Below are 26,157 nucleotides of genomic sequence, written 5' to 3' on the forward strand. Positions count from 1 at the left end.
CCGCCCAACCGGCTGGGTTAACCCTCCAGCTTGTAGCCCAGCCCGCGCACGGTCACCAGGTGCACCGGGTTGGCCGGGTCCGCCTCGATCTTGGAGCGCAGCCGCTTGACGTGTACGTCGAGGGTTTTGGTGTCGCCGACGTAGTCCGCACCCCACACCCGGTCGATCAGCTGGCCACGGGTCAGCACCCGTCCGCTGTTGCGCATCAGGTATTCGAGTAAGTCGAACTCCTTGAGCGGCAACGTGATTGCGTCACCATTCACCGAGACGATGTGCCGCTCGACGTCCATGCGGACCGGGCCTGACTCGAGCACTCCGTCGCTGATCTCCGAGTCGTCGTCGCCGCCCCGGCGCAGCACCGCCCGGATCCGGGCGATCAGTTCGCGCGCGGAGTACGGCTTGGTGACATAGTCGTCGGCGCCCAACTCCAGACCGACCACCTTGTCGATCTCGCTGTCCCGGGCGGTAACCATGATCACCGGCACACCCGAGCGGGCACGCAGTTGCTTGCACACGTCGGTGCCCGACATTCCCGGCAGCATCAGATCCAGCAGCACAATGTCGGCGCCGGCCCGGTCGAACTCGGCGAGCGCCGCGGGACCGTCGGTCACCACCGTGGCCTCGAAACCCTCTTTGCGCAGCAGGAATGCCAGCGGATCTGCCAGCGAACCCTCGTCTTCAACGATCAATACGCTTGTCATCGGCGCACCTCCTCCTCATCGCTGCGCTCTGCATCGTCGTGTGCGCGGGTCACTGGCGCACCTCCTCCTCATCGCTGCGCTCTGCATCGTCGTGTGCGCGGGTCATCGACTTAGCTCTTCCTCTCGTTGTGACCTGCCCGGCCGCACCTCGCGGCTCAGCAATTGCTCGGTGTGCTCGACGTTGCCCTGCGGCGCCGACCCGGCTGCCGGGATGGACAGCGTGAAGGTCGATCCGGTCCCCGGCTTGCTCCAGACCCCGATGGTGCCGCCGTGGTTGGCCGCGACGTGCTTGACGATCGCCAGCCCCAGCCCACTGCCCCCGGTGGCGCGCGAACGGGCCTTGTCGCCGCGGAAGAACCGTTCGAAGACGCGCTCCTGGTCTTCCAGCGCGATTCCGATGCCCCGGTCGGTGACCGCGATCTCGACGTTGTCGCCGCGCCTGCGTCGGCTGATCGAGACCAACGAGCCGCGCGGGGAGTAGGCGATCGCGTTGGACACCAGATTGGCCAGCGCGGTCACCAGCAAGGTCTGGTCCCCGAGCACCTGCAGCCCGCTCGGGGCATCGGTGCGGACCTCGATCTGGGCGTTTTCAGCGGCCACCTTGTGGCGCGAAATCGCTTCGGAAACAACAGTATCGATGTCGACATCGGTCACGTTGGACAGTCGCTCGGCGCCCTGCAGGCGGGACAACTCGATCAACTCGGCGACCATGTCGCCCAAGCGGTTGGCTTCGATCAAAACCTTCTCGGCGAACCTGCGGACGGTCTCGGTATCGTCCGTCGACGCCAGCAGGGCCTCGGCGAGCAACGCCATCGCACCAACCGGAGTCTTGAGCTCGTGGCTGACATTGGCCACGAAGTCGCGCCGGGTCGCCTCCATGCGGGCGTAGTCGGACTGGTCATGGACGAAGACCACCGCGAACCGGCGGTCCTCCTCGCTCAGCAATCGGGCGTATCCGTGGACCGACAACCCAGATCTGCCGCTGGACCGCTTGGCGGGCGCCAGATCGAACTCGACCTCATCGCCACCCAACGCCCGTTCGGCCGCGCGCCACGCTTCGTCGTCGAGCTGCCGGTCGCGCACCAACCCGAGCTCCTTGGCGCGGTCATTGAGATAAACGACGTCGCGATGGGTATCAACCACCGCCGCGCCCATCGGCATCAGTGCAACGATCCGCTGAAGCATCTGGGCGATGGTGATACCGGTCCACTCGGTCGCCACTCGCTGGCGGTGTTGCCCCACTCGCCTCGACAGTCGGACTCCCGCTGCCACACCTACGGCCAGTGCCAGCGCGGCCGAGACCCCGGCCAGCAACAGTGCCGAGAACACAGTCACATACGAAATCCTACAAATCAGGTGAACACCGCCCTAGCGGAGCGCGGCCAAAATCGTACAAGTCACACGCTCCGCCACAGGTGTTCGGCTGCAGTTCACGCGGTGTTTAGCAACTGGCCCTGCGCGCGCCGCAATCAGGCTTTTGCGGCCCCTTGGCCGGCTACCGCGGCGGCTCCAGCCTCAGCGGCATCGGGGTCCAGGTAGGTTCCGCCCGACTCCACCGGCCGCAGCTCGTCGTTGAGGTCGTAGCGCAGCGGGATCCCAGTGGGGATGTTCAGCCCCACGACGTCGTCGTCCGACATCTGGTCCAGGTACTTGACCAGGGCCCGCAGCGAATTGCCGTGCGCGGCGATCAAGACGGTCTTCCCCATCCGCAGATCCGGAACGATCACGTCGGTGTAGTACGGCAGGAACCGGGTCACCACGTCGGCCAGGCACTCGGTCAGCGGGCCGCCGTCGATGTTGGCATAGCGCGGGTCGGCGTCCTGGCTGAATTCGCTGCCCCGCTCGATCTCGGGCGGTGGGGTGTCGTAGCTGCGCCGCCAGGCCATGAACTGCTCTTCGCCGTAACGCTCTTTCGTCTCAGCCTTGTCCAGCCCCTGCAGCGCCCCGTAATGACGCTCGTTGAGCCGCCAGCTGCGATGCACCGGGATCCACAGCCGGTCGGCGGCGTCGAGGGCCAGATGCGCAGTGCTGATCGCGCGCCGCAACAGCGAGGTGTAGAGCACGTCAGGCAGCAGGTCGTGTTCGGCCAGCAGTTCGCCACCGCGCACCGCCTCGGCCTGCCCCTTCTCGGTCAGGCCGACATCGACCCAACCGGTGAAGAGGTTGCGCGCATTCCATTCGCTTTCGCCGTGCCGCAGCAGCACCAGCGTGCCAACGTCTCCCATGCGGGAAGTCTCTCACGAGGTCTCGTCGTCGTCCTCAATCAAGTGCGCGAATGCCTCGAGGTTCTTCAGCGACTCACCGCGTGACACCCGCCACTCCCACTCTTTCTGGATCGACGAGCGAAAACCCAATTCCAGCAACGTATTGAAGTCCGAGTCGACCGCCTCGAGCACCTGCCCGAGCACCCTGTCGATTTCCTCGGCGTCGACGGACGCCAACGACATCCGCCCGACCAGGTAGATGTCGCCGACGTTGTCGAGGGTGTAAGCGACCCCGTACAGGCGGCGGTTGCGCTTAAGCATGAACCGGTAGACGCCCTCGTGATTCTCGTCGGGCTTGCGGCACACGAACGCCTCGACGCGCACCGAATGCTCACCAATGCTCAAGATGGTGTTCGTCTTGAGTCTGCGCTCGCCTGGCAACTCCACGATCAGGCCGGGCAGTCCGCCACGCGCACCGGCGTGCTTCGAATACGGCAGATCGCTGGCCTGCAACGCCTCCTCGATCACTTGCTCGACGCTCATGCGCCCACCCCGCGCCGCGCCGTCCAGCGCCGGGGCTTGCGCTTGGCTACCAGGTCGCGCACTCGGCGCTGCCGCTCGGTGGTGAAGTCGCCGATCGCGCGCCGGTAGCTGGCCAGCAACGCGTCAGTGGTGTTCTCCCAAGAAAATGTGGCCGCATGCTTGGCCGCTGCGCGGCTCATCGCCCAGCCCTGCGGACCGGCGCCGACCCGCAACAGGTGCTCGATGGCGTCGGCCCACTTCCCGACGTCGTGCCCGGACACCAGCGTGCCGGTGACCCCGTCCCGCACCGCCACCGGAAGTCCACCAACCGCCGCCGCCACCACTGGCGTCCCGCACGCCTGCGCCTCGACCGCAACCAACCCGAACGACTCCGAATAACTCGGCACAGCAACCAGATCGGCCGCGTGGAACAACGTGGCCAACTGCACGCGGGACTGCGGCGGCAGAAACGTGACGCGGTCGGCAATGCCGAGCTCGTCCGCCAGGCGCGCCAGCCCGTCGGGTGAGGCCAGCCCGCTGCCGGACGGTCCGCCGGCGACCACGATCCGCACACCCGGCAATCGGGCGGCCGCCCGCAGCACGATGTCGGGTGCCTTCAGCGGCTGTATCCGTCCGACGAAGGCCACCACCGGCTCGTCCGCACCGAGTCCGAGCGCCTTGCGGGCCGCCTCACGATCACCCGGCCGGAAGACGTCCAAGTCGACCCCCGGATGCACCACGTCGATACGTGACGGATCCGCTCGATGCAACGAAATCAATTGCTGCGCTTCATCTTCGGTGTTGACGATCAGCCGGTCCGCTTCATCCACGACCTGTTGTTCGCCGATCGTGCGCATCGGCGGCTCGGCAGTGTCCCCTTCGGCCAGCGTGGCGTTCTTCACCGCCGCCAGCGTGTGAGCGGTGTGCACCAGCGGCACCGCCCACCGGTCGCGAGCCAGCCAGCCAACTTGGCCGGACAGCCAGTAATGGGAGTGCACGATGTCGTAGTACCCCGGTTCGTGCGCGGCTTCGGCGCGCAGCACGCCAGCCGCGAACGCGCACAACTGGGTGGGCAGGTCGTATTTGTCCAGGCCCTCGAACGGGCCCGCCACGACGTTGCGCACCAGCACGCCAGGCTCGACGTGCACGATCGGCGGGTCAGCGGACGCGGTGGCCCGGGTGAAGATCTCCACCTCGATGCCCCGCCGTGCCAGATGCAGTGCACTCTGCAGCACGTAGACGTTCATTCCGCCGGCGTCGCCGGTGCCGGGCTGCGCCAGCGGCGACGTGTGTACCGCTAACAGGGCAACCCGACGGGGATCGTCACCGGCATAACGCACACTGTCATCTTTACAGGACCGGTTATCGAGCCCTGCCCGCGCGCACGGGTTGCGCAGGTCAAGCCCTACTTGCCCAGGGCCGCCGGTTGGTCGTCGCCCCGTCGGCTGGCAACCACGCCGGATCGGCGCATCGCGCCCAACGGGTCGGCGTACAGACTGTCCAGCGACACGATGCCCGCGCCGGCTTCCTGTACCCGGTTGCCGAAGACGGTGACCCGGATGTCGCGCGGCGCCAACACCGAGCGCGCGGAAAAGGCCGCCTCGACATCCTCCATCGCCTCCGGGTATTCGGTGAACGCCTGGCCGCCGACGACCAATTCGTCCGGGTTGAGCAGGTCGCGCAACAACGCCACGGCCTCCCCCAGCACCCGGGCGCGCTCCGCCAGCAGCTGCCTGGCCTGGTCGTTACCGGCCCGTGCCACCCGCAACAGGTCGGTGGTCGCGGTGGTCGAGGCACCGCCGCGGTTGGCCGGGGCGATGCCCGGCAGGATCCGCAACCGGCGGGCGGCGGCCAGCACGGCCTCGTCGCTGACGGTGGATTCCAATTGCCCTGAACCGCCGAGCAATTCCGATTGCACCGGCAAGGCCGCGATGGTTCCCGGGCCGCTGGCCGGGCAGTGCACCCGCCCGCCGATCACCAACGCGTAGCCCACCGTCTCACGTGCATAGACATACAGGCTGGTCGCGGATCCGGGGGCGAACCGTCGCATGCCGAGTAGCAGTTCGGCACCGGCCATAGCGTCCACGTGGGCCGCGACCGATACCGGCAGGCCCAGAGCGTCGGCCAGCACCGGGCCGACGGGCGCCTGGCGCCAGCCCAGCCGCGGATGGTCGACCAGTCCGCTGGCACTGTCCACGGTGCCACCGATCGACACCCCGACCCACAGCGCGCGCCGCCGGTGCCAGCGCTGCAGATAGCGACTCGCGCTGTGCGCCAACGACGTCAGCGCGGAGCCCGCGGCGTTGAGCGGCGTCGGGGTTTCCACGGTGTCGAGCGTGCGACCGAACAGGTCGGTGGCCACGATGCTGGTGGTTCGCGCACCGATGTGGATGCCCAGGGTCACAAACGGCTCGTGATTCACCTCCACCGGCACCCGCGGACGCCCGATCGCCCCGGTCACCGCCAGGTCGGCGCGCTCCCGCAGCAGCCCGGCGTCCAGCAGCGCGATGACCTGCCGGTTCACCGTTGCGATGCTCAGTGAAGTGACGTTGGCGATGACGTCGCGGCCCACCGGTCCGCGCAGTCGTACGGCGCGTAACACCGATGCCGCCGCCGAGTCGGAGAGGTGCAGCGCCGGCGGCACGATCTGACGATACGACCGCACCGGCCCCGTGCTGCCGGGGCGGCTGTGCGAATGATGGCTGAGAGTAGTCGAGTGCACTGGCAGTCCTTGTCCGAGTTGCGATGGCCGGGTCCCTGGCCACACCCGCGACTTGCGTCAGTTCAGGCGCGGCAAAGCACGCGGCAACAACACGCGCCCGCGTGGAGACACGCGGCGGTGTTGAGCAAGGCACTGCGGTACACACCGGAAATTTAGCACTGTTCATTAGAGTTGTCCCAATGACTCTTCCCGACGCGCACACGCGAGTGGCGGTGGTGACCGGAGCAAGTTCGGGAATCGGCGAGGCCACCGCGAAAACCCTTGCCGCACAGGGGTTCTACGTGGTATCGGTGGCCCGCCGGGCGGATCGGATCAATGCGTTGGCCGCCGAGACCGGGGGCAGCGCTGTTGTGGCCGATGTCACAAGCGACGAGGACGTGGCAGCGCTGGCCCGCGGATTGGACCGGGTCGACGTGTTGGTCAACAACGCCGGTGGCGCCAGAGGGCTGGCACCGGTGGCCGACGCCGACCTGGAGCACTGGCGCTGGATGTGGGAAACCAATGTGCTGGGCACCCTGCGAGTGACTCGCGCGTTGTTACCCAGGCTGATCGATTCCGGTGACGGACTCATCGTAACCGTGACTTCCATTGCGGCACTTGAGATTTACGACGGCGGAGCCGGCTACACCGCAGCCAAGCACGCCCAGGGCGCGTTGCACCGCACGTTGCGTGGCGAGCTGCTGGGCAAGCCCGTGCGCCTGACCGAGATCGCTCCCGGCGCAGTCGAGACGGAGTTTTCCCTCGTCAGGTTCGACGGGGATCAGCAACGCGCGGAGGCCGTCTACGCCGGGATGACGCCGCTGGTGGCCGCGGACGTGGCCGAGGTGATCGGGTTCGTGGCCGCGCGGCCGTCGCACGTCAATCTGGACCAGATCATCATCCGGCCGCGTGACCAGGCCTCAGCAACCCGTCGGTTCAACCACCTGGACGCGAGCTAGGCCCGGAACTGGGTGACGTCGTGGTGGTGGGTGTGCCCGACAGACTGGGCGCCGTGGACGGGGTAGCCGGGGCGGTAACCGGGATCTGAGTTCCCGGCGGGCGCTGGGCCGGCGGCGGCAGTGCCGACATCGACACCCAGGTGTCCCAGTCCACCGCCCAGTCCCAGATGTCGCCGTCGGAGTAGGAAAGCTGAATCGTGCTGCCCGTCACCTCGACCGGGTCGCCGTAGATCGCGGTCTGGAAATACTCCGCGGCGTCGGAATTCGACAGGTTGATGCAACCGTTGGTGACGTTGCTGTTGCCCTGCGCCCCGGCGCTCATCGGGTTGGCGTGGATGAACTCGCCGTTGTTGGAGATCCGCACCGCCCAACGCTCGTGCACGTTGCTGTAGCCGGCGGCGGGGTTGGACATGTAGAAATCGGCGTACTTCTCGGTGACGACGTGGATGCCGTTACGGGTGACATTGCGGGCCTTGTCGGCCTCGCCGTAACTGCACGGGAAATCCATAATGACGCCGGCATCGGTGACCACCTGGATGCGGTGCGACGACACTTCAGCCTTGACCACCTGCCGCCGGCCGATCTGGATGTTCAGCGAGAAGTCCTGGGCGCCGTAACCGCCCTCACCGAACGGCACCCCGTAAAGCTTGGCGTCGACGTTGATGGTGGTCCCGGCCGGGTAGTACTCGCGGGGCCGGTAGTGGATGCGGGCGCCTTTGGCCTCATCGGGCAACCAGGCCCAACTGCCTTCGACGGGCGGGTTGGTGGTGACGGTGAGGGCCCGTTCAACCGCAGCCTTGTCGGCGATCGGTGCGTCGAACTGGATGATGATCGGTGCCGCGACCCCCACGGTCTGACCATCGGCCAGCTGGAATCCGCCGTCGATCTTCTTTTTCGGCGTCACGGTAAGGAACTTGCCCGTCAGCGGTACCGCTTTGCCGTCGTGACCGACGGCCGACCCGGTCCAGGTGTAGGTGCCGTCGTAACCGAGCGGCTCGGTGGTCATGAAGACCGTGCGGTCCTGGTTGAATGTGCCCGCGACGGGCTTTCCGGCTGAATTCGTCAGGGCAACCCGCTGGAACCAGCCGTCGCTGACCGCGACGCTGATCGGTGCGATCGGCACCACGTCCTCGGTGGCGTTGGCTGGCTGGTAGGTCAGTTTGGGCGCTGGAGGTGGCTTCTTCTCCGCTTGCGTGGACCCGGTTTTTCCGCCGCAGGCCGCCAGTACGCTGGGCGCGAACACCCCGACACCCAGGGCCGCAAGGGCCCGGCGTCGATTGATCGCCCCGCCATTACGGGGGGCGCTGGAGGTGCTCACAACAGACAAAGATACCGGGCCAAACACCCTCTCCCCCACCACAAGAGGCGCGGCGGAGGGTTATGCGAGCGCTCAATGGGCCAAACTAGCAGCTACAAGTCGCACCCGACCAGGACTGGTTCCGGTTTCAGTGTGATACCAAACACATCACGAACCCCATCCTTAACAGCTCGGGCCAGTACCATCACGTCCTCCGCAGTGGCGCCACCCCGGTTGGTCAGGGCCAGCGCGTGCTTGGTGGACAGCCGGCACGGAGCGTTCTCGTCCTGGGGATATCCCTTGCCGAAACCTGCCCGCTCCACCAGCCAGGCGGCCGCCAGCTTGACGCCGTCGGGTGCCGGGTAATGCGGAACCTGCCCCTCGGTCTGCTCGGCCACCCGGGCGTAGACCTCCGGAGCCACCACCGGGTTGGTGAAGAAGGAGCCCACGCTCCAGGTGTCGTGGTCGGCCGGGTTCAGAACCATGCCCTTGCGGGCCCGCAGGGCCAGTACGGCCGCCCGGACGGCTTGGGGGTCGCCCCGCTCACCGCTGGTGACTCCGAGGGCCGCGGTCAGCTCGGCGTAGCGCAACGGAGCGCTGCGACCCGAGGCATCCAACGTGAACTCCACCTCCAGCACCACCGCGGGCACCCCGAGTCCGTCCGCACGCTTGAGCACGCTGGTGCGGTAGCCGAACTGCAGCTCGCCGGGATCGGCCCAGCGCACCTCGCCGCTGCCGCGATCCAACAACCGAACCCGGGTGATGGTGTCGGATACCTCGACCCCGTACGCCCCGACATTCTGGACCGGTGTCGCCCCGGTCGAACCGGGGATGCCGGAAAGGCACTCCAGGCCGCCCAAGCGCTCCCGGATGGACCGGGCCACCACGTCGTCCCACACCGCGCCGGCCTCCGCGCGCACCACATTGCCCTCGACGGTCACGCCGGCGTTGGCCAAGCGCACCACCGTGAGGTTGGGCAGACCGTCCCCGATCACCAAGTTGGACCCGCCAGCAAACACCAGGACCGGACCGCCCGCCCCGTTCCGGGCTTCGGCGTCCAGCTGCCGCAAAACCGCAACGACCTGATCGCTGCTGTCACAAGTTATTACGCGCCGCGCCAACGGTCCCACCCGCAGTGTGGTCAACGGCGCCAACGAAACCGACTCGGCGACGCGCGCACCGGCAAAGACTGAACCCGGTTCGCTCCGTTTCATGGCCCGTAACGGTAGCGTGGCCAGCTATGCCGCGTTCATTCGACATGTCGGCCGACTACGAGGGCACTGTTGAGCAGGTTCATCGGGCATTCCACGACCGGGATTACTGGCAGGGCAGGCTGGCCGAGACGCCGGTCGACATCGCCACGCTGGAGTCGATGCGAATTGGGGGCGAGTCCGGCCAAGACGGCACCATCGAAGTCGTCACCGTGCAGACCGTGTGCAGCAACAACCTGCCCGGGCTGGTCACCCAGCTGCATCGGGGTGACCTGTGCGTGCGCCGCGAGGAGACCTGGGGGCCGCTTCGTGATGACATCGCGACGGCTTCCATTTCCGGATCCATCGTCAATGCCCCGGTGAACCTGTGGGGTACCGCGGTGCTGGAGCCCGTTGCCGAAACCGGTGGATCCCGGATGACGATCCAGCTGACCGTTCAGGTACGCGTTCCGTTCATCGGCGGCAAGCTGGAGCGTCTGATCGGCAACGAACTGGGCCAGTTGGTAGCCATCGAGCAGGCCTTCACCACATCGTTTATCAGCCGGAGCCAGCAGTCGCCCTAAGCTGGCCGTCATGCGAATCGCACTGGCTCAGATCCTCAGCGGCACCGATCCGGCCGCGAATCTGCAGCTCGTGCGCGAGTACTCCGAACGGGCCGCGGCGGCGGGCGCCCAGCTGGTGGTGTTCCCGGAAGCCACCATGTGCCGATTCGGTGTGCCGCTGGGGCCGATCGCTGAACCGTTCGACGGGCCCTGGGCCGACGGTGTCCGGCAGATCTCCCGGGACGCCGGCATCACGGTGGTGGCCGGCATGTTCGTCCCCACTGAGGATGGGCGCGTCACCAATACGCTGATCGCGTCCGGTCCGGGCACACCCAACGAACCGGACGCCCGATACGACAAGATCCACCTGTACGACGCCTTCGGGTTCACCGAGTCGCGCACCGTCGCGGCCGGGCGCGAACCCGTCGTCATCACCGTCGACGGCGTCGGTGTGGGGTTGACGGTGTGCTATGACGTGCGTTTTCCCGGGTTGTACACCGAACTGGCCGACCGCGGAGCGCAGCTGATCGTGGTGTGCGCGTCTTGGGGGTCCGGCCCGGGCAAACTCGACCAGTGGACGCTGCTGGCCCGTGCGCGGGCGCTGGACTGCACCAGCTACATCGCGGCGGCCGGTCAAGCAGACCCGGGCGACTCGATCGACGGCTCGGGCGCACCCACCGGCGTGGGCGGCAGCCTGGTGGCCTCGCCGCTGGGCGAAGTGGTGGCGTCGGCGGGTTCCGATCCGCAACTGGTGATCGCCGACCTGGACCTGGACGCAGTAGACGCGGCCAGGAAGAAGATTGCCGTGCTGCACAACCGCTCAAGCTTTGTTCAGCTTGATAGGGCAGAATCACCGGGGTGACGACTCCGCAGGGACCACGGAACGAAGGCCCATCGGGTTGGGCGCGTCCGGGCGATCAAGGCCCGCTCGGCCGACCCCCGGCACCGGGCGCAGGTCCCCCAGGCGGACGGCTACATCCCGGCAATCCCTACGGACCCCGCTATCAGCCGCCGCCCGGTCAGCCCCCGCAGCAGACCGAGGAGCTGACCGCGGCAAACGCCGACACCAGGCGGATTCACCAGCAACCGACCGGCCCGGCCGCCGGCCAGACGACGCCGATCGGCAGGCCGCAGGACGACGCGGCCGAAGTCAAGAAGAAAAAGCGCAGACTCCGCGATCCGCTGTCCATCCTGCTCGTTCTGATCATCGTGTTTGCGCTGGTCGTGGCGGGACTGATCGGCACCGAGCTCTACATACGCCACGAGGCCAACAACAAGATCGCAGCAGCGGCGGCCTGTGTGACGAAGGATCAGGCCACCGCGTCATTCGGGGTGACACCGCTGGTGACGTGGCAGGTGCTCACCGACCACTACACCAACATCACCGTCGAGACGGCCGGGAATCAGATCCGCGACGCCAAGGGCATGAAACTGCAGCTCAGCGTGCAGGACATCAAGCTGAACAAAACCCCCGACTCCAAGGGCACCATCGGCGCGATCGATGCCAACATCACCTGGACCTCGCAGGGCATCAAGGAGACCGTGCAGAACGCGATCCCGATTCTGGGTGAGTTCGTCACCAGCAGCGTTACCACCCATCCCCAGGATCAGACCGTCGAGTTGAAGGGCATGCTGAACGACATCGTGGCCAAGCCGGTGGTGTCCGACGGCGGGTTCAAGCTGCAGATCGTCAGCTTCAACACTCTGGGCTTCTCGCTGCCGAAGGAGTCGGTGCAGTCGTCGCTGGACGAGTACACCTCAGGCCTGACCAAGAAGTTCCCGCTCGGCATCCACGCCGACAGCGTCCAGGTCACCGACAGCGGCGTCACCAGCCATTTCTCCAGCCGGAACGCCACCATCCCGGCCGGCGAAACCGATCCCTGCTTCGCCGATCTGTGAGTTCAGCCTCAGCTGAGCCCGTCCAACACGGCGCGGGTGCCGGATAGACCCAAGCGGGTGGCGCCGGCATCCAGCATCGCCAGCGCGTCAGAAGCGGTGCGGATGCCGCCGCTGGCTTTGACGCCAAGCTGCGCGCCGACGGCCGCAGCCATCACCTCGACGGCACGTACCGTTGCGCCGCCGGCGGGATGGAAGCCGGTGGACGTCTTGACGAAGTCGGCACCGGCGTCCGCCGCGACTCGGCAGATATCGCCCAGCAATTGCTCGTCGCCCCGGCTCAGCAGCACCGCTGACTCCACGATCACCTTCAGCACGGCGCCGCCCGTCGCGGCCCGGACGGCCGCGATGTCGGACCGCACGGCACTGAAATCGCGGGTCAACGCCGCGCCGACGTCGATGACCATGTCAATTTCGCTCGCCCCAGCCGCCATCGCCGCAGCGGCCTCCTGTGCCTTGATGGCCGGCTCATGCTTGCCCGAAGGAAAACCCGCCACCGCGGCGACCCGCACACTTCCTGCGCCGACCGCGAACGGCACCATCGACGGCGACACGCACACCGCGTAGACGTCGAGGTCGGTCCCCTCGGCCAGCAACGCGGCCACGTCGGCGGGGGTAGCCTCCGGCTTGAGCAGGGTGTGGTCGACCAGCGCAGCCACTCGTTGCCGAGTCGGATCGACGGGCATCAGAACGGTTCCTCCGCGCCACCGGGGTTGCACCCGGACGCCACCATCTCCGAATCGTCGACTACGGGCCGCCACGGCTCGAGGTTCCAGCTGGTCTTGCCAGGCTGCACGGTCTCGGCGAACTGCCAGTGGCAAGCGAATTGCGCCCGCATCCCGGGGCTGTCCGCGTCGGGTGAGAGCGAAAGCACTTCGGTCCAAGCTTCATTCATCTCTTGACCGTTGCCGGTCCTGGACGCGACGCGGCCCGAGGGCGTCGGATACACGCGCAGACTGGACGCCCTCCCCCACGGCACCCACTCGGTGTGGGCAACGAAGGGCGGCGCGTAGGCCGCCTCGGTGGAACCGGCCGCGCCGGGGTCGGCGGATGCCGGTACTGCGCCCAGCGCCGAAACCAGCACCACGATCGGCGCCAACAGCAGGATCCTCATCCGCTAGCGCGACTTGCCCTGCACCTCGAGGAGTTTCGGGCGCACGTCGACCAGATACACGCCCGTCGCCACCGCGGCCATCGCCACGCCCAGCACGCCGAACAGGAAGCCAAGGATGGAGGTGAGTGCCACCGCGCCGCCCAACATCACCAGCCACACCGGCTTGGTCAGCTTTTCGGCGGCGGTGTAGGCATCCGAGCGCTGCATGGCCGCGTGCACAAACGCGTAGACCGCCGTCACGAGCACGGCGATTTGCAGAACGTAAAGGACGATACTCACGGCGCGCACGCTCATAAGACTATGCGGGCCGCACCAAAAACGTCGACTCCGAGCCGCCAGCAGGGGCGACTCGGAGTCGAGTGGTTATTTCTGGTCCGAGCCGCCAGCAGGGGCGACTCGGAGTCGAGTGGTTGAGATTACTTCTGGGTGACCTTCTTCGCGGCAGCCTTCTTGGCCGGGGCCTTCTTGGCCGGGACGGCCTTCTTGGCGGGGGCCTTCTTGGCAGCCGGAGCCGGCGCAGCCTTCTTAGCCGGAGCAGGAGCAGCCTCGGCCTTCTTCGGCAGCTCGATACCGACCAGCTTGGCGGCACGCTCACCCACGGCGCGAGTCTGCGTCGCGACGGTGCCCAGCGCCTCCTGGGTCAGCTCGACGGCCTGGTCGACGTAACCCTCGGCGCGCGCGGACGCGTCCTCGAATGCGGACTGGCTGCGCAGCCGCGCCAAGGCGGCCTCGCCGCGCTCGACAAGCTCGCTGTAACGGCTGGTGGCGGCCTCAACGTAGCCCTCGGCGGCCTTGCGCAGCTCGTCAGCGGTGAAACGCTCGCGCAGCTCGGTGAACTGCTCGGGCAGGTCCTCCTGCAACTTGGTCAGGCGAGCGCGGCTCTCCTCGACCCGGCTGCGGGTGTCGGTACGGGTCTCTTCGGCGCGGTCACGAATGTTGGTGCGAGTCTCCTCGGCACGGTCGCGCAGGGTGGCGATCAGGTCGTTGACGGTGGCCAGAGCCAGGTCAGCTGCACCAAGCGCAGCAAGCAGCGGAGCCTTGAGGTCCTCGATGTTCGTGTTCTCAGCCATGATGTTTCCTTTCTCTGTTTTCGATATCGGCATTAGTTGCTAAGGCTTTGGAAGTTGGCGCAAGTGGCGGCTCCTAGAGGAGAAGTCAAGACCCGCTGATTGACATTGGCTCGCGACTTGCAGAAAACCTCCTGATTAGCCGGGTCGGTGGATGGTCTGTATGGAACGGGGGGTGGTGGGACGAGCCGCCTAACCTTCGGCGCGCTCAGCGGTCGGATCGACATCGCCCTCCCACTCGGGGCGCTCTGCCTCGTTCTGCTGAAGGAATGACGCGTAGGTATCCAGCAGAACCTGCTTCTGGGGCTCGGTGATGGCCGCGTCGCTGGCGATGGCGTCCCGCACTTGGCTGGAGTCACGTGGCTCGAGGATCCCGGCCTGTACGTAGAGAACCTCGGCCGAGACCCGCAACGCTTTCGCAATCTGGCGCAGCACGTCTGCGGAAGGCTTGCGCAGTCCACGCTCCACCTGGCTGAGGTAGGGGTTGCTGACGCCGGACCTTTCTGCCAGCTGTCGCATCGATACCTGCGCCGTCTCACGCTGTGCCCGGATGAAGCTGCCGATGTCAGAGGCCTTAGAAGTCACTGTGGACACCTTGGTGCCCAGCTTCTCCTCCGGCGACATTGATGCTTTCCTTTGGTGTCCGTTGTTTGCTTACGGCCACCAGGCTACGGAGGAGTGCTTGCTATTGCAAGCGCATGTTAGCGCCGTCTCAGAACAGCAACTGGGCGATCGTGTAGATCGCCAGGCCGGCCAACGCCCCGACGACGGTCCCGTTGATCCGGATAAACTGCAGGTCACGGCCCACATGGAGCTCGATGCGGCGGCTGGCCTCCTCGGCGTCCCACCGCTCGATGGTCTCGGTAATGATCGCGGTGATCTCGATGCCATATTGCGAAACCAGGTGCTGGGCGGCACGCACCATCCAGTTGTCGACCTTGTCGCGCAACTCGGCGTCGTCGCGCAACGACTCGCCAATTTGAATCACCGCGTCGGCCACCCGGCTGCGCAGCGCGCTGGACGGGTCGTCCACACCTTCCAGGACGAGGCGCTTGAGTGTCCTCCATGCCGTCGCGGCGGCGTTGGCCACTTCTTCGCGTGCCATCAACTGCTCCTTGATGGCGTCGGCGCGGGCGATGGTATCCGGGTCGTTCTGCAGGTCGTCGGCGAACTCGAAGAGGAAGCGAGTCGCCGACCGGCGCAATTCGTGGTCGGGGTTGCGACGCACCTTGTCGGTGAAGTCCATCAACTCGCGGTGGATGCGGTCCCCGACAAGATGGTCCACAAACCGGGGTGACCAGGTCGGCGAATCCCGTTCGACCACACGCTGAATCACCACGCCCGCGTTCAAGGACCATTGGAACGCCCGATCGGCCAGCAACTGAATCAGCGCTTCCTGGCGGTTCTCGGCAAGCAGAGTCTGCAACACCCGGCCTACCGGCGGCCCCCACTGCGGCTCTGCGATGCGACGCACGATCATCTTGTCGATCACCTGCTGGACGTCCTCGTCGCGCAGCAGCTCCACGAGCACGCGCAGCACGGTCGAGGTCTCGGCCGCCACCCGTTGGGCGTGCACTGGTTCCGCCAGCCACTTGCCCAGGCGGCTCGGCACTTCGGCATCGCGCAACTTGGCCTCGACCACTTCCGCCGACAGGAAGTTCTCTCGCACAAACGTGCCCAGACCCTCGCCGAGCTGGTCTTTCTTGCGCTTAATGATCGCGGTGTGCGGGATCGGGATGCCCAGGGGGTGTTTGAACAGCGCGGTGACCGCGAACCAGTCCGCCAGGGCCCCCACCATGCCCGCTTCCGCGGCGGCACCGACGTATCCGACCCACAGCGGCGCTGCACCGTGCGCATTCGCCCAGCGGCAGGCAAGAAACACCACGGTCGCGCCGACCAGGAAGCTCAGGGCCACCACTTTCATCCGGCGCAGGGCGGTGCGGCGCGCGGCGTCGGCGTCCGCGTCTGCCCCGGCGAACGATTCCGCCAACGAGGGCCGGTTCTGCCGCGCCCCCGACGGTCCCGCGCCGGCGTCTGTTCCACGCGCCGCGCCCGGGGTATCGGCTCTGTGTGCCACCACACCATCATCCGTCATCGAAACCACTGGTTAGTGTTACCCACACTGCTCAACGCGCTCACGCACTCTCGGGCGATCTAGCGCAGCAAGCCTTCGCTAGCCTTCACAAGCCTTTGCAAGCCCGTAGTATCGACCCGTCTATGTAGTGAATGGGAAACGTCGACGGTGGCACAACATATCCCGGATATCCCGGCTCAAACCGCTAAGACCGATGGTCGCAAGCGGCGTTGGCACCAACACAAGGTGGACCGGCGCAACGAGTTGGTGGACGGCACAATCGAGGCGATCCGCCGGAAGAGCCGCTTTTTGAGCATGGACGAGATCGCGGCGGAGATCGGCGTGTCCAAGACCGTGCTCTACCGCTACTTCGTGGACAAGAACGACCTGACCACGGCCGTGATGATGCGGTTCGCGCAGACCACGCTGATCCCCAACATGGCCGCGGCGCTGTCGTCCAACCTGGACGGCTATGACCTGACCCGGGAAGTCATCCGGGTTTACGTCGACACCATGGCTGCAGAGCCGGAGCCATACGGCTTCGTGATGGCCAACAGTTCGGGCAGCAAGAGCAAGGTGATCGCCGACTCGGAGCGAATCATCGCCCGCATGATCGCGGTGATGCTGCGCCGCCGCATGCAAGAGGCGGGGATGGACACCGGCGGAGTCGAGCCGTGGGCCTACCTCATCGTCGGCGGAGTTCAGTTGGCCACCCACTCCTGGATGTCCAACCCACGGATGAGCAGCGATGAGCTGATCGACTACCTGACGATGCTGAGCTGGAGCGCCTTGTGCGGGATCGTCGAAGCGGGCGGGTCGCTGGAGAAGTTCCGGGTGCAGCCGCATCCGTCGCCGATCGTGCCGGCCTGGGAGCAGCAGCGCAACGGCTGAACCGGGACTGAATCGGGCCTGAATCGGCGCCGGGTCCTGTGATATTTACCATCGGGTGCGGGATGCGGTGACGGTCCGGTTTCCCCGGTGTTAACGCGTCGACCGGCTTCGACGCCGCCTTACTGGGCGTCGGCCGCCGACGATACGTCGACAACGAGGGGGGACGCGCCCACTTTCAGCGGTTAGCATGCAAGGAATGCATCCAGGGGGTGTCGACGACGACCAGTGCGGCCTTGTTTCGCGCGCGCCTGGTAAACAGAAAGGCTGACACCGTTATGGCCGTGCAGCTCACGCCGCATTTCGGCAACGTGCAGGCACATTACGACCTGTCTGACGAATTCTTCCGGTTGTTCCTGGACCCCACCAAGACCTACAGCTGTGCCTACTTCGAGCGCGAGGACATGACGCTGGAAGAGGCCCAGATCGCCAAGATCGACTTGGCGCTGGGCAAGTTGGGTCTCGAGCCGGGCATGACGTTGCTCGACATCGGCTGCGGCTGGGGTGCGACGATGCGTCGCGCCATCGAGAAATACGACGTCAACGTCGTCGGGCTGACCTTGTCCGAAAACCAGGCCGCCCACGTCCAGAAGAAGTTCGACGAGCTGGACACACCTCGGACCCGGCGGGTGTTGCTGGAGGGCTGGGAGAAATTCCACGAACCCGTCGACCGCATCGTCTCCATCGGCGCGTTCGAGCACTTCGGTCGCCAGCGCTACCCCCGTTTCTTCAAAATGGCCAATGAGGTGCTGCCCAGCGACGGGGTGATGCTGTTGCACACCATCGTGCGGCCCACGATGCGCGAAGCCCGGGCTCAGGGGCTGCCGCTGACCCACGAAATCGTGCACTTCAGCCAGTTCATTCTGGCCGAGATCTTCCCGGGTGGTGATTTGCCTACGGTTCCGGTGGTTGAGGAGAAGTCCGCAGCGGCGGGCTTCACCATGCAGCGGATCCATCGGCTGCAGCTGCACTACGCCCGGACCCTGGAAATTTGGGCCGAAGCGCTCGAGTCCAAGAGGGACTTGGCGATCGCCGTCCAGTCGGAGAAGGTCTACAACCGCTACATGAAGTACCTGACCGGCTGCGCGAAGCTGTTCCGCCAGGGATACACCGACATCTGCCAATTCACCCTGGCGAAGTAACGCGCCTCAGTACGTCTGGAAACCCTCAGTAGGTGTAGAAACCCTGGCCGGATTTCTTGCCCAGCAAACCGGCTTCGACCATGCGCAGCAGCAACGGCGGCGGGCCGTAATGGGGTTCCTTGAACTCTTCGTAGAGCTTGTCGGCGATCAGCTTGAGGGTGTCCAGTCCGACGAGGTCGGACAGCTTCAGCGGCCCCATCGGGTGCGACAGGCCCGCGACGACGGCCTTGTCCACGTCTTCGACGGTGGCGAAGCCCGCTTCGACCATCCGGATCGCCGAGAGCAAGTAGGGCACCAGTAGCGCGTTGACCACGAAGCCCGATCGGTCGGAGCAACGCACCACCTGCTTACCGAGCACCTCGCCCGCAAACTGCTCGACGCGAGCGGCCGCACCTTCGTCGGTGACCAGGGTGCTCACCAACTCCACCAGGGGGAGCACCGGAACCGGGTTGAAGAAGTGCAGGCCCAGCACCCGGTTCGGGTTCTGGGTGGCGGCGGCGATCTTCATGATCGGGATGCTGGAGGTGTTCGAGGCGAGCACCGCATCGGGATCGGTGATGACCCGGTCCAGTTCGGCGAACAACCGCGCCTTGACGGCCTCATCCTCGATGACGGCTTCGATGACCAGTTGCCGGTCGGCGAGGTCATTGAGGTCGGTGGTGAATGTCAGCAGGCCCAGCGCGCTGTCGCGCTCGCGTTCGGTGACCTTGCCTGAGCTGACACCGCGTTCGAGCGATTTGACGATGCGGTTGCGTCCCGCGGTCACCAACGCCTCGGTGGTCTCGAACACCGTCACGCTGACACCCGCTCGAACGGCTACCTCGGCGATGCCGGAGCCCATCTGACCAGCCCCGACTACACCCACCCGCTCAATCGCCACCCAAGGCTCCTCTCATACACGCGAGCAGACGCAGAATCGCATCAATTGGGCGGCAAAAGTGCGATTCTGCGTCTGCTCGGCAGACTAGCTCAACCTAGCTCAGTGAAACTGACCCTCTTCGGTCGATCCGGCCAGAGCCGTGGTCGACGAGGTCGGGTCCACCGTGGTTGCGATGCGGTCGAAGTAACCCGCACCCACCTCGCGCTGGTGCTTGGTGGCGGTGTAACCACGCTCCTCGGCGGCGAACTCGCGCTCCTGCAGCTCGACGTAAGCGCTCATCTGCTTGCGGGCGTAGCCGTGGGCCAGATCGAACATCGAGTAGTTCAGGGCGTGGAAGCCGGCCAGCGTGATGAACTGGAACTTGAAGCCCATCGCACCGAGTTCCTTCTGGAACTTGGCAATGGTGTCGTCGTCGAGGTGCTTCTTCCAGTTGAACGACGGCGAGCAGTTGTAGGCCAGCAGCTGGTCCGGGAACTCGCTCTTGACGCCCTCGGCGAACTTCTTGGCCAGCTCCAGGTCCGGCGTACCGGTCTCCATCCAGATCAGGTCGGCGTACGGCGCGTAGGCCTTGGCCCGGGCGATGCAGGGCTCGAGGCCGTTCTTGATGCGGTAGAAACCCTCGTTGGTGCGCTCGCCGGTGATGAACGGGCGGTCCCGCTCGTCGACGTCGGAGGTGATCAGCGTGGCGGCCTCGGCGTCGGTACGTGCGATGACGACGGTCGGCACGCCGGCGACGTCGGCCGCAAGGCGCGCCGAGGTCAGGGTGCGAATGTGCTGCTGGGTCGGGATGAGCACCTTGCCACCGAGGTGGCCGCACTTCTTCTCCGAGGCCAGCTGGTCTTCCCAGTGCGACCCGGCGACACCGGCGGCGATCATCGCCTTCTGCAGCTCGTAGACGTTCAGCGCACCACCGAAGCCGGCCTCACCGTCAGCGACGATCGGAGCCAGCCAGTTGTCCACCGAGCGGTCGCCCTCGACCTTGGCGATCTCGTCGGCGCGCAGCAGCGCGTTGTTGATACGACGCACGACCTGCGGAACCGAGTTCGCGGGGTACAGGCTCTGGTCGGGGTAGGTGTGGCCGGACAGGTTCGCGTCGCCGGCGACCTGCCAACCGGACAGGTAGATCGCCTTGAGGCCGGCGCGGACCTGCTGGACGGCCATGTTGCCGGTCAGCGCCCCCAGCGCGTTGACGAAGTCCATCTCGTGCAGCTGCTCCCAGAGCACCTCGGCGCCGCGACGGGCCAGGGTGTGCTCTTCGACGACGTGACCCTGCAGCGCGACGACATCCTGCGGCGTGTACGTGCGGCTGACGCCCTTCCAACGGGGGTTGTGGTCCCAGTCGTGCTGGATCTGCTCAGCGCTCTTCGGGGTGCCGACTTCGGACATGACTGCTCCTTCAGATAATTCCTGGACTGAATTGGCTGCGATGAGCGACCTCATCGCCAGCCCGACGGAAGCTTGGGGCTCAACTCCAGTCTCAACTTCACTGCTGTGCTAACACGACCTTGGCACAGTCCATTCCCGCTGGTCTAGCCATTTAACTTGCGAATTTAGCTATGACTTCCGGTCATTTTGCGAATCTTGCGAAGGGCGCGAATTTCTTAACCGTTTCAGAATCTACCCACCGGTAACAACAATCCGCAGGTCAACCGCAATTTAACGGGACGCTCGTACGGTTAGAGCGAAAACAGCGCGGCGACAGCTTTGGTCTCGTCGCCGACGGCATATGTGAGCGTTGTAACAGTCCGGTCAACCAAGCCCGGACCGAACTTCTCCGTCGAGCCGGCCGGATGGACATGGGAGATGATCTCCAATTTGTCGCCCAGGGCCACCGGCGCCTCGTGCTCGATGGTCACCCGCAGTGGCGCATCGAGCAGTTCGGCGTGAGACGCCAGATAGTCCTCGACCACACTCCAATACACCGAGTTGTTCATGTGGTCGAACAGGTCGATGTCGGTCACCCGGACGGGAAACTCATGGATCTCCGCGGCGTCATCGCGGTTGCCGGGCTTCAGGTAACCCTTCCAGCGGAGCCGGTCCACGGAGGTGGTCTTGTGCAGACCCGCGAGGAAGTCATCAGCGATGCGGGAGGGCATTTGGGTTTCACGGTTGATGTTGATCCAGAACGCTTCGGACTCGATCAGGCCGCCTTTGCGCCCGTCCACCCGTACCCGCATCTCGCACCAACGATTGGAAGTGCCCGAGCACCACCGGCGACACCGCAGCATGTCCTGAAACTCGATGGGGCGGATGAAGTCAACCATCGTGCGCCGGACGATCCACAGCGGATGAGTCTCCTCGAAACCCATCTCGCGCAGCTGGTCCTGGCCGATGTCCTGGATGTGCCGGCAAGCCGCGTCCAAGCGCAACCGGCCGGTCCGGTCGATGTCGCCGACGCGCAGCGGCCATTCACGGTCGAACACGTCGGGATGACCGTCGGGCACCGGCATTAACTTTTTATCCAGGCTCACGGCGTTGCTCCCCGTTTCTCCGTGCGAATCCTCGGTTTACCCCGAGAGTTCGATGCGAATCATGCCAACGACGGTCCGCAAAAACCAAACGGCAACCAACCTCACCATCATGCCAAGTCTGCGAAGCCTGCCTTAGCAACGCGCGTAAGCTGCGAAGAGTGTCCAAGACGTTCGTCGGCGCACGCGTCCGCCAGCTGCGCAGCGAGCGCGGGTTCAGCCAGGCGGCGCTGGCCCAGATGCTGGAAATCTCGCCGAGTTACCTCAACCAGATCGAGCACGACGTCCGACCCTTGACGGTGGCCGTGCTGCTGCGGATCACCGAGGTGTTCGGCGTCGACGCGACGTTCTTCGCCTCCCAGGACGACACCCGGCTGGTCGCCGAACTGCGCGAAGTGACGATGGACCGTGATCTGGACATCGACGTCGACCCGACCGATATTGCCGAGATGGTCAACACCCACCCGGCGCTGGCGCGAGCGGTAGTGAACCTGCACCGGCGCTACCGGATCACCAGCGCGCAACTGGCCGCTGCCACCGAGGAGCGTTACTTCGACGGCAGCAGCGGCAGCGGGTCGATCACCATGCCCCACGAAGAGGTGCGCGACTACTTCTACGAACGCCAGAACTATCTGCATCAGCTCGACACCGCGGCAGAAGAGCTGACGGCCAAGATGCGGCTGCATCAGACCGACCTGGCCCAAGAGTTGGTCCGCCGACTCACCGAGGTGCACGGCGTGCACATCACCAGGCGCATCGACCTCGGCGACAAGGTGCTGCACCGCTACCACCCCGCCACCAAGACGCTGGAGATCAGCAACCACCTGGCTTGGGGGCAGCAGGTGTTCAAGATGGCCGCCGAGTTGGCTTACCTGGAATTCGGCGACCTGATCGATGGCTTGGTCGAAGAGGGCAAGTTCACCAGCGACGAATCCCGCACGCTGGCACGGCTGGGGCTCGCCAATTACTTTGCCGCGGCCAGCGTGCTGCCCTACCGCCAGTTCCACGACGTCGCGGAGAACTTCCGCTACGACGTCGAGCGCCTCTCGGCCTTCTACGCGGTGAGCTACGAAACCATCGCGCACCGACTCTCCACGCTGCAGCGCCCCTCCATGCGGGGTGTGCCGCTCTCCTTCGTCCGGGTCGACCGGGCTGGAAACATGTCAAAACGACAGTCCGCCACCGGTTTTCACTTCTCCTCTACCGGCGGCACCTGCCCACTGTGGAATGTTTACGAGACCTTCGCCAATCCCGGCAAAATTTTGGTGCAGATCGCGCAGATGCCAGACGGCCGCAATTACATGTGGGTGGCCCGCACGGTCGAACGGCGCGCAGCCCGGTATGGTCAGCCCGGAAAAACCTTCGCGATCGGGCTCGGCTGCGAACTTCGCCACGCGCACCGACTCGTCTATTCGGAAGGACTCGACTTGTCGGGTGACATAGCGACACCGATTGGCGCGGGCTGCCGGGTCTGTGAACGCGACAACTGTCCGCAACGCGCGTTCCCCGCGCTCGGCCGTGCGCTCGATCTCGACGAACACCGCAGCACGGTGTCCCCCTACCTGGTGCGGCAGGCATGAGCGGCAACCAGGTCACGCGCATCCCGCCCGGCCGGTTCCGTCAATTGGGCCCGATCAACTGGGCGGTGGCCAAGCTGGCCGCGCGCAAGGTGCGGGCACCCGAGATGCACCTGTTCACCACGCTGGGTTCGCGGCAGTCGTTGTTCTGGACGTGGGCCGTCTATTCCGGACGCCTGATGCGGGGCCGTTTGCCGGCCATCGACAGCGAATTGGTGATCCTGCGGGTCGCGCACCTGCGGTCCTGCGAGTACGAACTTCAGCATCACCGCGGGATGGCGATGAAGGTTGGGCTGGATGCGCAGACTCAGGCCGCGATCTTTGCCTGGCCGGACACACCCGACGGCGAGGGCCCTCGCCGAGTGCTCAGCGCGCGGCAGAAGGCGCTGCTGCAGGCCACCGACGAGTTGATCCAGGACCGGACCATCAGCGATGCCTCCTGGCGCGAGTTGGCCGCCCACCTCAACCGGGCGCGGTTAATCGAATTCTGTTTGCTCGCAACCCAATACGACGGTCTAGCGGCTACCATTTCGGCCCTCGCGATACCGCTGGACAACCCGCAGTAGCAGGACGGCTCAGAGATACAGGTTGGCCAGCACGGCCAGCGTCAGTGCCACCGGCGCGATCGGCAGGCCGAAAGCGAACGCCGACCACCCGTACTTGCGGCGCCAGCGCATGAGCAGACCACCCACCACCGCGCCGACCGCCAGCGCGACCGACAGCACCAGCACCGCCAAACTCCACATGCTCACCGTGGTGAGGTCGTCACCGATGCTGATGGCCGCCAGCCATATGACGTAGCCGACGATCAGCCCGCCGAGTGCGCCGATAACGGTTTCGGTTCGCATGTTCTAGAAGTTGATCATGTGACCGACCAGGCCGTGGAAGCACTCTTGCAGCGCCTCGGACATGGTCGGGTGCGTGTGCACGTTGCGGGCGAGTTCGGTGGCCGTGAGGTCCCATTTCTGGGCGAGCGTGAGCTCCGGCAACAGCTCGGACACGTCGTGGCCGACAAGGTGGCCGCCGATCAGTTCACCGTACTTGGCGTCTGCGATGAGCTTGACGAAGCCGCTGGGGTCCCCGACGCCGTGCGCCTTGGCGTTGGCGGTGAACGGGAACTTGGCCACCACAACGTCGTAACCCTCGTCGCGGGCCTGCTGCTCGGTGAGGCCGAAGCTGGCGACGTTGGGCTGACAGAATGTGGCCCGCGGCATCATGCGGTAGTCACCCAGCGCCAAAGTCTCTGCGCCGGCAATGGTTTCGGCGGCCACCACGCCCTGGGCCTCGGCTACGTGGGCGAGCTGCAGCTTCGCGGTGACGTCGCCGATGGCATAGATGTGCGAGGCACTGGTCTGCATGTAGTCGGTGATGCCGATGGCCTTGCGATCGGTCAGCTCCACCCCCGCCTTGTCCAGGCCGTAGCCCTCGACGTTGGGCGCAAACCCGATGGCCTGCAACACCTTCTCGGCCTTCAGCTCCTCGGATTTGCCATCCTTGCTGACCGTTACGGTGACCTCGGAACCGTCGTCTTTGATGGACTCGACCTTGGTGTTGGTGAGGATTTTGACACCGAGTTTCTTGAACTGCTTCTCGATCTCCTTGGAGGCATCGGGATCCTCGTTGGGCAGTGCGCGGGGCAGGAATTCGACGATGGTGACGTCGACGCCGTAATTCTTCAGCACATAGCCGAATTCCATGCCGATAGCGCCGGCTCCGGCGATGATGATCGACTTCGGCAGCTCACGGGTGAGGATCAGCTTCTCGTAGGTCACCACGTTCTCCGAGAGCGACGTGCCCGGAACGAGTCGGGTGCTGCTGCCGGTGGCGATGATCGCGTGGTCGAACGTGACCTCTTCCGTGCCGCCGTCGTCGTTCAACTCCACCGACAACGTGTGGGAATCGGTGAACCGGCCGTACCCGTGAATCTCGGTGATCTTGTTCTTCTTCATCAGGAAATGCACGCCGGCCACCCTGCCCTCGGCCACCTTGCGGCTGCGGTCGTAGGCCACCCCGAAGTCGAAGGTGGCCTCTCCGCTGATGCCAAAGACCTTGGCTTCCTTGGTGAAGATATGCGCCAGTTCGGCGTTGCGCAGCAACGCCTTCGACGGGATGCAGCCGACGTTGAGGCAGACGCCCCCCCAATATTTCGGCTCGACGACTGCGGTGTTCAACCCGAGCTGTGCCGCGCGAATGGCTGCGACATATCCGCCGGGACCGGCTCCGAGAACGACGACGTCATAGTGAGTCACCAGTTCACCCTAGTGGTGATCGCCAGCGCCGCGAAGCGGGGCGCAGCGGGTCACCACCCGTCACACTCAGTAGGGGATGACACCCATCAAGCAGGGCGTCTCCACACGCTCGCAGTAATAGGAGCCGTGCAGCGGGGCCGCGGCGCCCACCGAGGCGAATGGCGCCGACATCACCGCGATTGCCAACGCTGCGATCAGCGGCTTGCCTTCCACCATCGCCAGAATCAGCCCGGCCACCGTGCACGCCGTGATGTAGACGAACACCGCGAAGACCGGCGGGGTCTTGTCGAGGGTGTGGTACCACCAGTAATACAAGCTCAGCCCGAACACCGCGGCGAAGAACCACACGCCCAACAGCACCAACACCAACTTCCACCACTTCAGGTAGAGATAACGGCCTGGCACGGCGACCGGGCCGGGGGCGGCCTCGGGTTCCGCGACGGCAGGCTGGGCCGGCGCGGACTCTTTTACCGGCTCGTCCTCCAAGCCGGGCAGCGGCGAGGTGCCCCTGAGCGCGGAGTACGACACCGGCGAGCCCTCGGTGCCGTTCGTGCCGGACTTCGACGACACGGGTTCCCAACCCGTGCTGCCGCTGCCCGGCTTGGAGGACGAGCCGGTAAAAGAGTCCGCGCCGGCCCAGCCTGCCGTCGCGGAACCCGAGGCCG

The 26,157-nt window shown here is 65.7% G+C and carries 28 protein-coding genes; 8 read left to right on the top strand and 20 right to left on the bottom strand.

What is annotated here, in order from left to right:
- Nucleotides 1-17 precede the first annotated feature (17 nt).
- The 6 genes from regX to A5636_RS23530 form a co-directional block, all read right to left on the bottom strand.
- The gene (gene regX, locus A5636_RS23505; protein WP_065161050.1) at nt 18-701 is read right to left on the bottom strand and encodes a two-component sensory transduction protein RegX; all 684 of its coding nucleotides are present in this window, start codon (nt 699-701) and stop codon (nt 18-20) included.
- A 102-nt stretch (nt 702-803) separates the two neighbouring features.
- The gene (locus A5636_RS23510) at nt 804-2,036 is read right to left on the bottom strand and encodes a sensor histidine kinase (protein ID WP_155763973.1); all 1,233 of its coding nucleotides are present in this window, start codon (nt 2,034-2,036) and stop codon (nt 804-806) included.
- Between the two features lie 134 nt (nt 2,037-2,170).
- Nucleotides 2,171-2,926: a phosphoglyceromutase gene (locus A5636_RS23515; protein WP_065161051.1), complete on the bottom strand. Its 756-nt coding sequence runs from the start codon at nt 2,924-2,926 to the stop codon at nt 2,171-2,173.
- Nucleotides 2,927-2,938: 12 nt separating this feature from the next.
- Nucleotides 2,939-3,448 (bottom strand): YbjN domain-containing protein, encoded by a 510-nt coding sequence (locus A5636_RS23520; protein WP_065161052.1) that lies wholly within the window; start codon nt 3,446-3,448, stop codon nt 2,939-2,941.
- Nucleotides 3,445-4,890 (bottom strand): D-inositol-3-phosphate glycosyltransferase, encoded by a 1,446-nt coding sequence (gene mshA, locus A5636_RS23525; RefSeq protein ID WP_437339859.1) that lies wholly within the window; start codon nt 4,888-4,890, stop codon nt 3,445-3,447. Before mshA ends, A5636_RS23520 begins: the two co-directional genes overlap by 4 nt.
- Nucleotides 4,833-6,149, bottom strand: a complete 1,317-nt coding sequence (locus tag A5636_RS23530; RefSeq protein ID WP_081287962.1) for an ROK family transcriptional regulator — start codon at nt 6,147-6,149, stop codon at nt 4,833-4,835. Before A5636_RS23530 ends, mshA begins: the two co-directional genes overlap by 58 nt.
- A gap of 179 nt (nt 6,150-6,328) precedes the next feature.
- Between A5636_RS23530 and A5636_RS23535 the strand changes: the two genes are divergently transcribed.
- Nucleotides 6,329-7,087, top strand: coding sequence for an SDR family NAD(P)-dependent oxidoreductase (locus tag A5636_RS23535; protein ID WP_065161054.1), 759 nt, complete (start codon nt 6,329-6,331; stop codon nt 7,085-7,087).
- On the opposite strand, the gene A5636_RS23540 is transcribed toward A5636_RS23535, so the two are convergent.
- Both A5636_RS23540 and A5636_RS23545 read right to left on the bottom strand, forming a co-directional pair.
- Nucleotides 7,065-8,447, bottom strand: coding sequence for a L,D-transpeptidase (locus tag A5636_RS23540; protein WP_155763974.1), 1,383 nt, complete (start codon nt 8,445-8,447; stop codon nt 7,065-7,067). The genes A5636_RS23535 and A5636_RS23540 overlap by 23 nt on opposite strands.
- 50 nt (nt 8,448-8,497) lie before the next feature.
- Entirely contained in the window at nt 8,498-9,598 is a 1,101-nt protein-coding gene (locus A5636_RS23545; protein ID WP_065161056.1) for a UDP-N-acetylmuramate dehydrogenase, read from the bottom strand.
- Nucleotides 9,599-9,624: 26 nt separating this feature from the next.
- Between A5636_RS23545 and A5636_RS23550 the strand changes: the two genes are divergently transcribed.
- Genes A5636_RS23550 through A5636_RS23560 form a run of 3 tightly spaced genes read left to right on the top strand, consistent with a single transcriptional unit; the run spans nt 9,625 to nt 12,036 of the window.
- On the top strand, nt 9,625-10,158 hold the full coding sequence (locus tag A5636_RS23550; protein ID WP_065161057.1) for a DUF2505 domain-containing protein: 534 nt from the start codon (nt 9,625-9,627) through the stop codon (nt 10,156-10,158).
- A 10-nt stretch (nt 10,159-10,168) separates the two neighbouring features.
- A complete protein-coding gene (locus A5636_RS23555; protein WP_065161058.1) occupies nt 10,169-10,999 on the top strand; it encodes a carbon-nitrogen hydrolase family protein in 831 nt (276 codons plus the stop codon).
- Nucleotides 10,996-12,036, top strand: a complete 1,041-nt coding sequence (locus tag A5636_RS23560) for an LmeA family phospholipid-binding protein (RefSeq protein ID WP_065161059.1) — start codon at nt 10,996-10,998, stop codon at nt 12,034-12,036. The genes A5636_RS23555 and A5636_RS23560 overlap by 4 nt, the downstream gene beginning before the upstream one ends.
- Before the next feature lie 8 nt (nt 12,037-12,044).
- On the opposite strand, the gene deoC is transcribed toward A5636_RS23560, so the two are convergent.
- From deoC to A5636_RS23590, 6 genes are all read right to left on the bottom strand, one after another.
- Nucleotides 12,045-12,719 (bottom strand): deoxyribose-phosphate aldolase, encoded by a 675-nt coding sequence (gene deoC, locus A5636_RS23565; protein WP_065161060.1) that lies wholly within the window; start codon nt 12,717-12,719, stop codon nt 12,045-12,047.
- A complete protein-coding gene (locus A5636_RS23570; RefSeq protein WP_065161061.1) occupies nt 12,719-13,147 on the bottom strand; it encodes a DUF2599 domain-containing protein in 429 nt (142 codons plus the stop codon). The genes deoC and A5636_RS23570 overlap by 1 nt, the downstream gene beginning before the upstream one ends.
- Before the next feature lie 3 nt (nt 13,148-13,150).
- Entirely contained in the window at nt 13,151-13,435 is a 285-nt protein-coding gene (locus A5636_RS23575) for a DUF2516 family protein (RefSeq protein WP_437339858.1), read from the bottom strand.
- A 128-nt stretch (nt 13,436-13,563) separates the two neighbouring features.
- Nucleotides 13,564-14,217 (bottom strand): heparin-binding hemagglutinin, encoded by a 654-nt coding sequence (locus A5636_RS23580; protein ID WP_065161063.1) that lies wholly within the window; start codon nt 14,215-14,217, stop codon nt 13,564-13,566.
- A 189-nt stretch (nt 14,218-14,406) separates the two neighbouring features.
- Nucleotides 14,407-14,838: a helix-turn-helix domain-containing protein gene (locus A5636_RS23585; protein WP_065161064.1), complete on the bottom strand. Its 432-nt coding sequence runs from the start codon at nt 14,836-14,838 to the stop codon at nt 14,407-14,409.
- 88 nt (nt 14,839-14,926) lie between these two features.
- Nucleotides 14,927-16,294, bottom strand: coding sequence for a DUF445 domain-containing protein (locus tag A5636_RS23590; RefSeq protein ID WP_437339860.1), 1,368 nt, complete (start codon nt 16,292-16,294; stop codon nt 14,927-14,929).
- A 174-nt stretch (nt 16,295-16,468) separates the two neighbouring features.
- Here A5636_RS23590 and A5636_RS23595 point away from each other — a divergent pair, with 174 nt between their 5' ends.
- Together A5636_RS23595 and A5636_RS23600 are read left to right on the top strand one after the other, a co-directional pair.
- On the top strand, nt 16,469-17,179 hold the full coding sequence (locus tag A5636_RS23595; RefSeq protein WP_172827305.1) for a TetR/AcrR family transcriptional regulator: 711 nt from the start codon (nt 16,469-16,471) through the stop codon (nt 17,177-17,179).
- Between the two features lie 275 nt (nt 17,180-17,454).
- Nucleotides 17,455-18,318, top strand: coding sequence for a cyclopropane mycolic acid synthase family methyltransferase (locus A5636_RS23600; RefSeq protein ID WP_065161066.1), 864 nt, complete (start codon nt 17,455-17,457; stop codon nt 18,316-18,318).
- A 25-nt stretch (nt 18,319-18,343) separates the two neighbouring features.
- Here the strand turns inward: A5636_RS23600 and A5636_RS23605 are convergent, their stop codons facing one another.
- The 3 genes from A5636_RS23605 to A5636_RS23615 form a co-directional block, all read right to left on the bottom strand.
- Nucleotides 18,344-19,198: a 3-hydroxybutyryl-CoA dehydrogenase gene (locus A5636_RS23605; protein WP_081287964.1), complete on the bottom strand. Its 855-nt coding sequence runs from the start codon at nt 19,196-19,198 to the stop codon at nt 18,344-18,346.
- A 99-nt stretch (nt 19,199-19,297) separates the two neighbouring features.
- Complete coding sequence (gene aceA, locus A5636_RS23610) at nt 19,298-20,584, bottom strand: isocitrate lyase (protein WP_065161068.1); 1,287 nt, start codon at nt 20,582-20,584, stop codon at nt 19,298-19,300.
- 290 nt (nt 20,585-20,874) lie between these two features.
- Entirely contained in the window at nt 20,875-21,669 is a 795-nt protein-coding gene (locus A5636_RS23615) for an acyl-[acyl-carrier-protein] thioesterase (RefSeq protein ID WP_065161069.1), read from the bottom strand.
- 158 nt (nt 21,670-21,827) lie between these two features.
- Between A5636_RS23615 and ramB the strand changes: the two genes are divergently transcribed.
- Together ramB and A5636_RS23625 are read left to right on the top strand one after the other, a co-directional pair.
- Entirely contained in the window at nt 21,828-23,246 is a 1,419-nt protein-coding gene (ramB, locus tag A5636_RS23620) for an acetate metabolism transcriptional regulator RamB (RefSeq protein WP_065161070.1), read from the top strand.
- Entirely contained in the window at nt 23,243-23,809 is a 567-nt protein-coding gene (locus A5636_RS23625) for a carboxymuconolactone decarboxylase family protein (protein ID WP_065161071.1), read from the top strand. Before ramB ends, A5636_RS23625 begins: the two co-directional genes overlap by 4 nt.
- Nucleotides 23,810-23,818: 9 nt before the next feature.
- Here the strand turns inward: A5636_RS23625 and A5636_RS23630 are convergent, their stop codons facing one another.
- The 3 genes from A5636_RS23630 to A5636_RS26715 form a co-directional block, all read right to left on the bottom strand.
- A complete protein-coding gene (locus A5636_RS23630; RefSeq protein ID WP_065161072.1) occupies nt 23,819-24,091 on the bottom strand; it encodes a hypothetical protein in 273 nt (90 codons plus the stop codon).
- Nucleotides 24,092-24,094: 3 nt separating this feature from the next.
- Entirely contained in the window at nt 24,095-25,492 is a 1,398-nt protein-coding gene (lpdA, locus tag A5636_RS23635) for a dihydrolipoyl dehydrogenase (protein WP_065161073.1), read from the bottom strand.
- Nucleotides 25,493-25,558: 66 nt separating this feature from the next.
- Complete coding sequence (locus tag A5636_RS26715; protein ID WP_172827306.1) at nt 25,559-26,062, bottom strand: hypothetical protein; 504 nt, start codon at nt 26,060-26,062, stop codon at nt 25,559-25,561.
- Between the last annotated feature and the right edge of the window lie 95 nt (nt 26,063-26,157).

Origin of the sequence: Mycobacterium asiaticum (genome assembly GCF_001673315.1) — a bacterium.
Taxonomy (GTDB): domain Bacteria; phylum Actinomycetota; class Actinomycetes; order Mycobacteriales; family Mycobacteriaceae; genus Mycobacterium; species Mycobacterium asiaticum_B.